Annotated in this window: 8 protein-coding genes; all 8 read right to left on the reverse strand. The window is 30.6% G+C overall.

Features of this window, described 5'->3' with window-relative positions:
• Positions 1-10 precede the first annotated feature (10 nt).
• The gene (locus CKA54_RS04005) at positions 11-661 is read right to left on the reverse strand and encodes a lactate utilization protein C (RefSeq protein ID WP_120760181.1); all 651 of its coding nucleotides are present in this window, start codon (positions 659-661) and stop codon (positions 11-13) included.
• Positions 654-2069, reverse strand: a complete 1416-nt coding sequence (locus CKA54_RS04010) for a LutB/LldF family L-lactate oxidation iron-sulfur protein (protein ID WP_120760183.1) — start codon at positions 2067-2069, stop codon at positions 654-656. The genes CKA54_RS04005 and CKA54_RS04010 overlap by 8 nt, the downstream gene beginning before the upstream one ends.
• On the reverse strand, positions 2066-2803 hold the full coding sequence (locus CKA54_RS04015) for an NAD-independent L-lactate dehydrogenase, oxidoreductase subunit (protein ID WP_039664618.1): 738 nt from the start codon (positions 2801-2803) through the stop codon (positions 2066-2068). Before CKA54_RS04015 ends, CKA54_RS04010 begins: the two co-directional genes overlap by 4 nt.
• A 9-nt stretch (positions 2804-2812) precedes the next feature.
• Positions 2813-4483, reverse strand: a complete 1671-nt coding sequence (locus CKA54_RS04020) for an L-lactate permease (protein WP_120760185.1) — start codon at positions 4481-4483, stop codon at positions 2813-2815.
• A gap of 136 nt (positions 4484-4619) precedes the next feature.
• Complete coding sequence (locus CKA54_RS04025) at positions 4620-6695, reverse strand: hypothetical protein (RefSeq protein WP_120760187.1); 2076 nt, start codon at positions 6693-6695, stop codon at positions 4620-4622.
• A gap of 24 nt (positions 6696-6719) precedes the next feature.
• Entirely contained in the window at positions 6720-7637 is a 918-nt protein-coding gene (locus CKA54_RS07750) for a hypothetical protein (protein WP_253254850.1), read from the reverse strand.
• Positions 7638-7729: 92 nt separating this feature from the next.
• On the reverse strand, positions 7730-8395 hold the full coding sequence (locus CKA54_RS07755) for a P-loop NTPase fold protein (RefSeq protein ID WP_253254851.1): 666 nt from the start codon (positions 8393-8395) through the stop codon (positions 7730-7732).
• A complete protein-coding gene (locus CKA54_RS04035; RefSeq protein ID WP_120760189.1) occupies positions 8395-12150 on the reverse strand; it encodes an Eco57I restriction-modification methylase domain-containing protein in 3756 nt (1251 codons plus the stop codon). Before CKA54_RS04035 ends, CKA54_RS07755 begins: the two co-directional genes overlap by 1 nt.
• Positions 12151-13086: the final 936 nt, after the last annotated feature.

A 13086-nucleotide genomic window follows, 5' to 3' on the forward strand; every position in this document is an offset into this window, starting at 1 on the left:
AATTCTATGATCAATAAAGCACGATATGGACTTTTTGAGAGCCATGCACCCCAAAAACCGTTATAAGTTCGATATCTGCGGTTCTTGAAGGACCTGCGATAAATAAAATATTACTCGGTAAAATCGCATTTTCTTTTTTGACTAAATTTAAAGCCTCGCTGATACTTTTAACTATATTTTCCTTTTTTAACAAAACAATACAAAGCATAGGAGCTAAAGAAAGCATTCTTGGTTGATCTTTACTTGATAACACCAAAGCTACTCCGTGTGAACTCACCCCTACTCTTGCTTCGATGATAGAAAAATCACTATGAAAAACCTCAGTTCTTAAATTTTCGATTTCTTGATTAAAACAAGTTTTTTGCTCTGCGTTGATTTTTTGAATATCTATATTCAAACTACGTGGATAAATCAAACTTTTATATCCATAACTTGCTACGATTTGGTTGATTTTTTCTTCTAGTTTATCTGCAGTACTTTCTTCTACGATGTACTTGTTTGCAGTCATTTTTTCTTTTAACTCACCCAGCATATCTTCACTTGTTTTGATATGCTCGATAGGATCTATAGTTGGAATTTTTTCAAGCGACAATGGTGCATTTTTGATTTTATCTAAAATCAATCTTTTGCTTTGTGAAGAAATTTCGTTTATTCTACTCACACTCAACTCCTTGCATTTTTTCAAGCTCTTTATAAAGATCAAGCTTAGCTTGCGGAAATTCTTTATAAGCGCTCCATTTTTTGATCACAGGTAAGGAATTTTTTCCTTTTTGTAAAAACCAATTAAACTTATGCAAATTTGCTAAAGTATTTTTCCAGATAAATGGAGAAGTAGCCACTTTTTCAAAAATTTTAAAAGCCATTGCTTCGGCTGAATTTGGCGTGATATTTTCAAAACTTCCTTGTCCTACTTTGGCTGCTCTTAGTTTGCGTATTAAATCCGCAAGAGGAATTTGCACCGGACACACTTGAGAACATCTTCCACAAAGCGAACAAAAAGAAAGAATATCTCCATTTTCTTGCATACCAAAAAGATTAGGACTGATAACCTCTCCGATCGGCCCTGGATAAACACTTTGATAAGTATGGCCACCGATTTTATCATACACGGGACAAAAATTCATACAAGCACCACATCTTATACAGCGTAAGGCTTCATAGTAGTCTTTGTCATTTAGCATTTTACTTCGATTATGATCAAAAAGGACCACATGCACTTCTTTAGGGCCATCTAAGTCGCCATTTTTTCTAGGGCCTGTGATGATATTGTTATATGTTGGTATAAACTGCCCCGTTGCTGATGGTGTGAGCAGTGAAACCATAGTCGCAGCATCTTCAAAGCTTTCCATTACTTTTTCTATGCCACAAAGTGCCACATGGATATCACTTGCGGTAGTGCACATTCTGCCATTTCCTTCATTTTCTATCAGCCAAAAAGCCCCTTCTTTAGATATGGCAAAATTCACACCACTTAAGCCCATTTTCAAACCTTCAAATTCATCTCTTAAGTGTTTTCTTGCGATAGAATTAAGCTTTTCAGGTTCACTTTCTAAACTAGAACCTAGCTTTTCTTCAAAAATTTTTCCGATTTCATAGCGGTTTTTATGCACCGCAGGAACCACGATATGCACCGGCGTTTCATCATTTAGCTGTAGTATGAGTTCGCCTAAGTCAGTTTCTATGGCTTTTAAACCTTTAGCTTCTAGATAGTGGTTTAACCCTATCTCTTCACTAGCCATAGACTTTCCTTTGAGAATTTTACTGATGTTTTTTTCGATCATTAGTTCATAGATGATTTCACATGCATCCTCATCAGAACTCGCCCAATGCACGTTGATACCGTTTTTTGTCGCATTTTGTTCAAATTCTAAAAGTCTATCATGTAAGCTTGAAAGTGCGTTGTTTTTTGCTTGCTTTGCTTTAGAACGCAAACCTTGCCAGTCTTCGAATTTTTCATCAATGATTTTCAAGCGATTTTTTTGCAATGTATGCATTGCCGATCTTAAGTTTTCCCTCATTTGCTTGTCGTGAATTTTCACATCGACAATTTGCTCATGTGCCATTTTCATATCGCTACCCCTTCAAGGCGTTTGTTTAAGAAGTCATATAAGTGAATTCCTTTTATATCAAGCCCCATTTTACTCATCGTTCCTGCGATATTCATCAAACAACCGCCATCAGAACTTAGCACGTATTTTACGCCTGTATTTTGAATGTCTTTGATCTTTTCTTGTGCCATGGAATTTGAAATTTGAGGTTCCTTTACTGAAAAAGTCCCACCAAAGCCACAGCATTCTTCTTCAAATTCCAAAGGGATCAACTCTACATTTTTGAGTTTTTTAAGTAAATTTTTACTCGCTTGGATGCTTTTTTGAATTCTTAATGCATGGCAGTTTGAATGCCAAGTTACTTTTATAGGCTCGCCTTTGTCTTCATAGTCTACTTTTAAAACCTCATCTAAATACTGACTAAGATCAATCACTCTAGCACTAAAATCCTTCACCAAACTAAAGTTTTCATCATCTTTAAAAAGCTCTAGATAATCATGGCTCATCATACCCGCACAAGATCCACTTGGCACGATGATGGGATAATCTTGCGTAAAAAGTTTGATATTATGCAAAGCGATATTTTTACTTTCTTTAAAATACCCCGAATTAAACGAGGGTTGGGCACAGCAAGTTTGCTGTTTTTTAAATATCACTTCCACCCCTTCTCTTCTTAAAAGCCTAACCGCATTTAAAACGCTTTCTTGCATGATAGCGCTACCCAAACAAGTAGCAAATAAATATACTTTTTTCATTTTACTTCCTTATTTTAAAAGTACTGCTTGAGGTATGATCCCATGGAAGAAAAACGCTATGATAAAGGTCCAAATTCCTATCAAGATGATAAATCCAAGCGAGTATTTTAAAGTAAATCTAAACAACTCAGACTCCTTACCCACAAGTCCAACTGCTGCACAAGCAACTGCTATGCTTTGCGGTGATATCATTTTCCCTACCACTCCACCAACGGAATTAGCCGCTAAAAATAAAGTCTCTGAAATTCCTAATTTTTGAGCACTCACTTGCTGTAATGTCCCAAAAAGCAAATTCGAACTAGTGTCAGAACCTGTTAAGAACACACCTATCCAACCTATGATAGGAGAGAAAAACGCATAAGCATCGCCTGTATTTGAAAATGCAAGCCCTAAAGTCGTACTCATACCGCTATTTTTTGCGATAAAAGCAAAAGCAACCACCAAGCCTATGGTTAAACATGGTGTGGCCATTTCTTTTAAGGTGTCCCAAAAACATTCAGTTGCTTCGTTGATTTTGATCTTTAGCACAACAATGCTTAGCAAAGCTGCCACTAAAATGGCTGTTCCTGCTTGTGCGACTAAGTCTATAGTGTGTGATGGGATCATGGTTTTTGTGATCTGTGGGTTGACTATGTCAGGGCTTATGATCGCGCCTAGGGTTTCGTTAAATTTCAAAGTAAATTGCATGAAATTTAAAACACCATCTTTTGCAAACAAAGCTTTAAACCATGGTTGAGTCCATATCACTATACAGATGATCAAGAGCACAAAAGGCATCCAAGCTAGAAGGACTTTTTTTAATTCTAGTTTTTGCGTGTTATCGAAGTCTTTTACATCATCTAGTCTAAAGATGTTTTTTGGTTTCCAAAATTTTAAAAATACCGTAGTCACAGACAAAGAAACAACCGCCGAAATGATATCAGGAAGTTCTGCTCCTAAGTGATTTGAACTCCAAAACTGCGTAGCGGTAAAAGACACCGAAGCTACAAAAATAGCCGGAAAAGTTTCCTTAACTCCTTTAAAGCCATCCATTAAAAATACTATAAAAAACGGTATGGTTAGACTAAGTGGCACGAGCATTCTACCTACCATAGCCGAAACACCGTGCTGTTCTATGCCTGCTAGGTTACTCATAGCGATGATGGGAATTCCCACTGCACCAAAAGCTACTGGAGCGGTATTGGCGATGAGACAAAGTCCCGCCGCATATAATGGTCTAAGCCCAAGCCCCACAAGCAAAGCCGCCGTGATAGCCACTGGTCCTCCAAAACCTATAGCACCTTCTAAAAATGAACCAAAACAAAATCCGATCAAAATCACTTGAATTCTATGATCTGGAGTGATACTCATCACACTTTGTTTGATCACTTCAAACGAACCTGACTTAATGGAAAGTTTGTATAAAAATATAGCCGCGATAATGATCCAAGCAATAGGCCAAATACCGTTTGCAAAACCTTGTATGAAACTCGCACCAAGCAAAGAAAATGGCATATCATAAGCAAATAACGCCACAAAACTTGATACAATGAGGGTCAAAAACCCCGCCTGATAACCCTTGAGCTTAAACACTACAAGAGAAAGCAAAAAGCACAAAATAGGCAAAAAAGCCACCAAAGCACTTAAAAGTATGTTGTCAAATGGATTATATATTTGCTGCCACATATTTTTCCTTTTGATAAAATCTCCAACATTTAGCTTAACAAATATTTTCTTTTTTTTGTATTTTTGTTAAATAAAATCAGCACTATGAGTATAAGAGTAACACCTGATGTTGAAATTTGTAAATCCTAAGCTAAAAAGCACACTATGCTTTTTAGCTTGGCACTATGGAGTTTTTACGTGCAGTTTTTTGGAGTGAGAATATACAAAGTAAAAGTATAATACTATATAAAACGCTAGTGGATTTTATGACATTTGACGTGATTTTATCTTGCTTTATAGCTTTAGAAATTTCGGTATATTTTTTACCCAAAAATTCTGTTGCTATGGTTAAATTTTGTTCTTTTAAATCTAAGATATTATCTTTATTTTCCATGGTCAACTTCTTAGCCTCATCTAGTTCTACAAAAGAAACATCTTGATAATGCCAAGATAGGTTAAAATCTTTATGAGAAATTTTTGCAAGATTTAAAATAGAACTAGAATTTAAATCTTGAATGGTTTTTTCAATTTTACTTTCATGAAGTTTTTCTGATGAAAAAACACCTATAAAAGGGTTGATAAATTGTGGTTTTTCAATTAAAACAGCAAAAAAACCAATATATGCCAAAGCTACAATAAAAAAACGCAGGCATTTTTTACAAAAAAACATTAAACTAACAAAAGAAACTAATAAAATATAACAACATACAATAAGAGCCTCTAAAGTTTGAAAACATAATAATAAAAATACACAATACACCATACTCACAATTAATATTCGTAATTTAAATATATTTTTACAAACAATAAAAGAAACGAAAGCTATAACTATAACCGTTGCAAAAGCTAGTACAACTATAAAACCATAAACCGATTTAATAGCACCATCGTTTTGTAGTAAAAAAAGAAACAAAGCATACAATGCAATCATTACAACTGTGAAATTAAGTATTTTTAAAAAACTTGTGTGGTGATTACTAGTGTTTCTATATATAAACAATAATGTAAAATTAATCCATTCAGTAAAATTATATAATTCTTCTTTTAAAAATTTTGCAGTAATATTTTTAAAATCTATATTATCATTTATGCTTGTAGCTTTTATCATAGTTTCTTTTTCTTTTGTATAAAGTTCTAGTTTATGCCATTCTTGAGCCTCTAAAATATTATTTTGACTTATCAAAACATCTTTTATAACCCTAAAAGAATCTTTTAAATTTTTAGCACATCTTAATTTATGTTTGTTATCGATCAGATTTATTTTTTCTTTTTCTTCACTTTGTATATTTTCAATTTCGTTTTTATAAGCTTCATCTTGATAATTATCTTCTATATAACCTTCAATTGATTTAAAATCTAATTTATCTATATTGACATTTGTTAAATTTACGGCCTTTTGTTCTTTAAAATAACAAGCACTAAAATTTGGAGCTTTATCAAAAATTACTCCATAAAAACAAGCTATTTTTTCAAATTCACACTCATGAAAATCAATATAACTATAAAATTTAGAATTGTTAAAATAGGCATTATCTTCAAAACAAGCATTTGAAAAATTTAATTTTGCTTTATTATTCTCATCTTGTTCATATCCAAATTTAGAATCCACAAAATAACATCTATTTTCGAATTTATTTTTCCACAAGTTAATATTTCCTATAACACAATCTTGTATAAAAAAATACTTACTAAATTTATTTAATTCTACATGCAAATATTTTATTTCAGTTTTTTCTTTAAAATCAATCTCTTCTGAAAAAGTGCTATTTTTTACACACAACTCTTTAAATTCACAAGCATTAAATACTATTGATTTTTTATGATCATTCTCATATTTATAGCCATCTATCTCAAACTTTTCAAAACAAATATTTTTTAATTTTATAGCCTTAAAATCACAATTGCTAAAATATAAATTTTGCTTAATTTTTATTTTTTCTTCAGATTGAGAGTTAGCAAATACTATTCTATAACCTTCAAATTTTATTTGAAAATCTATATCATCAGTCAAGCTAGATAAATCTTTTAAATTTATTTCTAAGTCTAAAAGACCACCTCCTTTGTTACTCATTATAAATAAATTTTTGTGCTTTTTTATATATTCTTCATCATTAATAGCAAAATCATTTACACTTTCTTCGTCTATTTCCTTTATATTGTTTACATAAGAAGAGCCTATAATATTAGCTAACTTTTTTTTAATATTTTTAATTTCATCTTCTGACAGAGTTAAAATTTCAGAACCCATTTTTTATCCTTCTAACTTATAACGCTATAAAGTTTTAGTTTGACTTTTTTCGCTTTTAATTGATTCATAAATACCATATAAACATAGATACTTATTTTTGTTATCTTCTTCAAGACTAAAATATATATCGCAATATGAAAAAATCATTCTATTATCCAAAAAATCATTTATTTTTTCTTTTGAAAATTTATTTATTTTCTCTAAGTGAGCAAGAAAATCACTAAAATTTTTTATCTCAATATAGTCATTTTTGTTCATATTCAATCTTTTGCCAAGAGTATTATTTGGTCTAAATGGTGCTTTTTCAGCTTTTAGTTTTTTATAATGCTGTCTTAATACTTCATTGCTATCACATATCATATTGATAATTTTTTCACTAAAATCACTACTACTTGCTAATTCTAGGCAGTATTTTTTCATCTCTATAATTTTTTCATTTTTTTCAAAATTACATACTTTATCAAGTGCTATAAAATTTATAAATCCTAATTCATACACAAATTCTTTTAATTGTTTTTCATCAAAATCATTAAAAAATTTTTCAAATTTTTCTTTAATATTTTCATTTGGATTTTTAATGCTACACTTCAACAAACTTCTCAGCTCATACAAATCAACATAAAACTTGTAATTGTTTAACTCTTTTTCAAAATCCATCTTTTTACCATCAGATATTGAATAAATTGAACCATTAACATAATCTTCAATCATACCACTAATAGCTTTCAAAAATATATGCTCCAATGGTATGCCTTCTTGTTTTTCTTTATTTAGATTAAGGTTTTCATATTTCAATATTATTTTTTCCGATATAGTTTTAAAAAAGTATTTATATTCTTTTTTCTGCTTTAATTTAGTCGAAAAGTGCAATTCTTTGCTAAAAAACTCAAGGGCTTTTATTGTTTTATTTAAATTTCTTAGATTTTTAATTTTATATATCAAGTCTGGAATTATTTCTTTAGGTATTTCTGGATTTTTTTCTTCTAAAATTTGCGATACAACCTCTTCTTTAGAGTGTATGTATATATTTAAGTCTATACACTTTTCTTTATATGCATCAAAAATTTCTTTATCTTTTTTTTACTTGACATTTCATCTTCATTTGATATCAAAACCACTTTACATTTTTCTTCTTTTAGTTTATTAACAAGTCCTAAAATATCTTTAATATCAAGTTTATCTGATTTCCTTTCTAAATCATCAAGACATACAATTATATTTTCGAAATTTTTTTCTATAAATAATTGCAAAAATGCACCTATAGACAATTTCCAAAAAGTTATATTTCGAATAAAATATAAAATCTTGTTATGCTTATAAGCTTTTAGGGTTATTTCTTCTAAAACTTCTTTATAATGTTCCTTTCCAAACAAAGAAACATAAACAATATTTTTTACTTGTTTGTTTGGATTTTCAATATAACTACAAAGATTAAAATACTTTATAATACCCATAAGAGTAATTCCAACATATTGTTTTATGATAGAAATTAATATTATTAAATGATTAAAAAAATTTGCATTGGACTTAAATTTTTTCCACAAATCTTTCTTTTGTATTATTTTTGGATTAATTTCATTTTCAACTTCTTTCCATAAATAAGTTTTTCCAACTCCCCAGCCTCCATATATAAGTAAACTATGATTATTTTTATCTTTTAAAAATTTTTTAATCTGCTGCTTATAGTCAAATTCCCTCATCATTTTCCTTCAATGATTTTTATTTCTTCTTCGTTTAGGTTGTAAAGTTTGTAAACGATAGAGTTTATTTTGTCTTCTTGGGTTTTGGTGTCTGCGTTTTTGTCTTGTTCTTTTAAAACTAAAATCTCATCGACTAAGCTTATAAGCTCGTTTGCTAGTTTTTCATTTTTAGAATTTATTTTTGGTATAGGAAATTTTTCTACATATTGATTTGATAATAAAAAACCTTTATCTGAATATAAATGCCCGATATTTTTAAAATAATAAAATATCAAACTAGAATTTAAAAATCCCAAAAGATATTTAAGTTCATTTTTAGAATTTCCTACCATAAAAGCCATAGAATCCAATAAAACACACTCGTTTTCTAAAATAAAACTCGGTTCTTGGGTTACTCTTTGCCAGCCTATCTTTTCTTTTTCAAATTCCTCCAAATAAGCACAATTTCTAAGGTTATAAGGTGTTTTTCCTTTGTCAGTTCTTTTTTCTAAAGTTTTATAATACGGCTTTAAATGCTGTTTTAAGCTAGGGTATTCATCTATGTTTATCGCTTCTATCTTTTCTCCGCTTTTGCTTTTATAGCCATTGTGAGTGTTGATCACCCAAAGCCCTGCCCACTCATAACTATATCTTTTTATATCTCTACCGCGTAGCATTTTGCGTATGAGTTTGGCGGTGCGTTCTTTTTCGGCTTCATCTTTGCATTTAGCTAGAATTTCATCTCTTTTTTCAGTAGTGATGATAAAGGCTTCATTGTAGCCCGTTTTTATACCATAGTTTATATTAAGCCCATGCCAGTCTTTAAGTGGAGTGCCGTGCTTTTCTATCTTTGCTTTTAGTGCGTTTGTGCTTTCATCGTTAAAAGTAAAGCTTTCTTTGCTTAAGGAATTTTGTGCGATTTTGTTAAAATTTAAAATGCTTTCTATGTTAAAGTCGTTTTCTTTTAAAAGCTCGGTGTTTGGAGCTAGGTATTTGAAGCTACTATCTTTAGTTTTTGCTTTTTCAAAGCTTAGTATGGAAGTATCTACCGTAGCACTATCAAAGACTTTTATACCATTTAGATCGATGTATTCTAAAAGTGTGGTATTTTTGAGCAAAAACTCTCTTAAAGCTTCTCCATAACCTGCTCTTGTGTATTTGTTTGAAGTGATGAAAGACAAAACACCATTTTGCTTTAGCACATTAAACCCAAGCTCATAAAAGTAAGTATAAATGTCGCTTGTGCCTTTATATACTTTATAATTTTTGGCTAAATTTGGCTTTAGCTCTTTGATGTCTTCTTGTCTGATGTAAGGTGGGTTACCGATGATGAGATCAAACCCTTGAAAATTCCCGCCCTCATCAAGCACTTCGCTAAATTCAAAACGCCATTCAAAAGGATTTGCACTTTCTAAGTCAAATATACTCTCATAAAGCTTTTTAAGCTTTTTAAATTCTTTCTTGGCAGCACTTTCATCAAAGTCAAATTCAAACATATTTTTAGAGAAAAATGCTCTAAAATTCTCATCTTTTTCATCTTGTGCTAAAAAATCGCCGTATTTTTTAGAGTATTCATTAGCACCGTTGGTAAGTTGCTTGATCTCTTTGGCAAATTTGTCTTTTAAGCAGAAATTTTTAAAAGACTCTTTGAGGTTTTTGATCTCTTTTGCGATGAGAGTTTTGTCGGTGTAAAAGCCTTCTTTGTAGTCTTTGACTATGCGTTTGTATTTATCCATGCGTTCTTTGATGTTGGGGTAGTGAGAAAGGCTTTTGTGAATTTCAAAGTAGCTTATTAAAGAATTTCCGCGTTTTATGTTGATATCGATGTTTGGTAGGGTTTTAAGATCATGATAGTTTGCATCATCAAAGCTTTCATAAAAGCTGTGTTTTAAAAGCTCTATCCAAAGCCTTAGTTTAGTGATCTCGCATGAGTTTGGGTTGATATCTACTCCAAAAAGGTTGTTTTCTATGATGTCTTTTTTACGCTCGAAAAGTTCTTTTTGGCAAAGGTGGGTTTTGTCTTTGTCAAAATCAGGGCGTTTATACTCTAAAAACTGGCCTTTGTGATTTTGCACTAAAATTTCATCATTTTGCACGCTTAGGTAAAAGTCCTCTTCAAACAAACCAAGCTCATAATGCACCATAAGCATGGCATTTAAAGCTGAAACTAAAAAATGCCCACTTCCCACCGCAGGATCGCAAATGCGTATGGAATTTAGCAAGGCTAGTTTTTGTTCTTGAGGGATTTTTTCTTGGCGTAGCTGGGTTCTTAGCTCGCTTAGCTTGGCGGCATTTAGCTTAAAAGTATGGTTAAACTTATCAAGCACGACTTTTTCTATGCTTACTTTACACATATATGAAGTGATAAAGCTTGGGGTGTAAAAACTGCCTTCTTTGTAGCCATTTAGCTTTTCAAAGACATTTCCCAAAACACTTGAGTTGATGAGTTCTTTTTGCTTGATGAGTTCTTCGCTTTGCTCATCTGCTCCAAAGTCAAAGCTGTCTAAAAACTCAAACAAATACTCTAGCAAACCTACTTTGCCTTTTTTACTTTTGCCTTTGTCGTCTTTTAACTGCGTATGTGGGTGGTACTCTAGTAAAGCGTCATTTTCTAAAGTAGCGATTTCTAGTGTGGTTTTTTCGATGGCTTGTTTTTCAAAAAGCGATGAATTTAAATAAGGCAAATAGCTAAATTTACTCTGCGCTCTTGTGTGCTTTTCTTTAGCTAAGATATCAAAGAAAAGATGTGAAAGGGTAGTAAAATTTGGAATTTTTTCGTAGTTTAGAAATTTAAGGGTTTTATCATCGTTAAATCTAACCAAATTAGACTCTATAAGCTTTAAAAATAAAATGCGATTTAACCAAAGTATGATGAATTTTAACACCTCTTCAAAATCATGCTTTGGGAGTTTGCTCGCTATGAGATGATAAAGCGTGCCTTGGGTTTGTTTGCTTTGCTCACTTTGTGTGATGATGAATTTAGAAAGCTGTTTGCTCTCGCTTAAACCTAAGATGTATAAAAGCTCTTTATAAAATGCGTTGTTTAGTGAGTTTGCGTCATTTGGACTAAATTCATTTAGCAAAAAGTCTCTATGAAAGGTTTTAAAAATGCTTGCTAGGTTTTTGAAATTTGACTTTTGCTTGTCTTTTAAAAATGCCAAGTCGATGAAAAAGCCTTTTAAGCTTTCTTTGGAATTTTCTATGAGTTTGCTTGCTTCTTTATAAAATTCATCGGTGTTGCCTTTAAAAAGTGAATTTGGGCTTTGAAATTCTTCAAAAAGTTTTTTAAAGCTTGTGTTTTTATAAAAAAGCTCTTCAAACTCACTAGCTTTGAAAATGTAAAATTTATAAAAGTCTGTGATGATGATAAATTTCAAACTAAAGCTATGTTCTCTATTTCTAAAATAATACAAAATAGCCTCATGCAAGGCTTTAGAATTTGGCTTTTCGTGGGTGATGAATTCTTTTGAGTTGGGCTTTTTAGCTTCGATAAGAACTTCTAAGTCTTTACTAAGCTCATCTTTGGCGATGGCTAAATCGATCTCGCTTTTGCCTTTTTGTTTGGTTTTGATGTGGGTTTTGAAATTTAACATGGTTAAAAATGGACTAAGTGTGTTAGCTACAAGATAATCTTCATTTTCACTTTGTGAGCTTTCAAGCCTTTTTATATACTGCGTTAAAGCTTTGCAAAAAGTGTCAAATTCATTTTGCGTAATTTGCTTTTTGCGGTAGTAGGGGTTGAAAAAATCTTTTTCATTTAGCAAAGTAAAGTGCATTTTTAACCTTTATAAAGAATATTTTATATTTTACTAAAATTTACTTTAAAGGATTAAGAAAGAAATAGTTGAATAATTATAATTTATACTATTTCAACACTAAAATCATGCATATCTTAAATATAGCCACAACCAATCCACCAAATAAGCCATTAAAACAATTCAATAGCCAACAACACAAATCTAAAGCATAAAAAATAATACATAAAACTAAAAAAATTTAAAAATAAAATAGAATAACCAATAAATAACTAAACAACACATAACTAAATTTTATAAAATAATAAAAAATAACACTAAACACCCTATCTAATCAGCACAAATTAATTAAAAATTTTCACAATAAAAACACAAACAACTAAAAACTAGAAATTTAAAAACCATAGAAATAAATAAAACAACAAACCTAACAACCATAAAAATCTAAAAATAAAAAGCACTATAAATTAAACTATAAATTAAACTATAAATTAAACTATAAATTAAACTATAAATTAAACTATAAATTAAACTATAAATTAAACTATAAATTAAACTATAAATTAAACTATAAATTAAACTATAAATTAAACTATAAATTAAACTATAAATTAAACTATAAATTAAACTATAAATTATAAATAATTAAGAACTACAAGAAAGAAACACAAGAAATATAATCTAAAATAATAAAAAATATAAAAATAATGTCACAAACAAAAATATCCAAAATAAAATAACCCAACTAAAACCCAAACTAAGCAAATAACTAAATTTTATAAAAACTAAAATAATAACTAACAATAAAAACAAACGTAAGATTATGTATAAAGTAAGAATAATAAGAGAATTAACAAGTCCGCAATGAGCTACTTTCCCCCTGCCAGTAAGGCGTAGTATCATCACCCACGATGTGCTTAGCTTCTTGGTTCGGGATGGAGCAAGGCGTCTCCACAT

This window comes from Campylobacter sp. P255 (assembly GCF_003627915.1).
Lineage (GTDB): Bacteria > Campylobacterota > Campylobacteria > Campylobacterales > Campylobacteraceae > Campylobacter_D.

Coding starts and splice junctions, on each gene's coding strand:
- CKA54_RS04010 (WP_120760183.1), bottom strand. CDS start 2,069: ATGAAAATGGCACATGAGCAAATTGTCGATGTGAAAATTCACGACAAG.
- CKA54_RS04015 (WP_039664618.1), bottom strand. CDS start 2,803: ATGAAAAAAGTATATTTATTTGCTACTTGTTTGGGTAGCGCTATCATG.
- CKA54_RS04025 (WP_120760187.1), bottom strand. CDS start 6,695: ATGGGTTCTGAAATTTTAACTCTGTCAGAAGATGAAATTAAAAATATT.
- CKA54_RS07755 (WP_253254851.1), bottom strand. CDS start 8,395: ATGAGGGAATTTGACTATAAGCAGCAGATTAAAAAATTTTTAAAAGAT.
- CKA54_RS04035 (WP_120760189.1), bottom strand. CDS start 12,150: ATGCACTTTACTTTGCTAAATGAAAAAGATTTTTTCAACCCCTACTAC.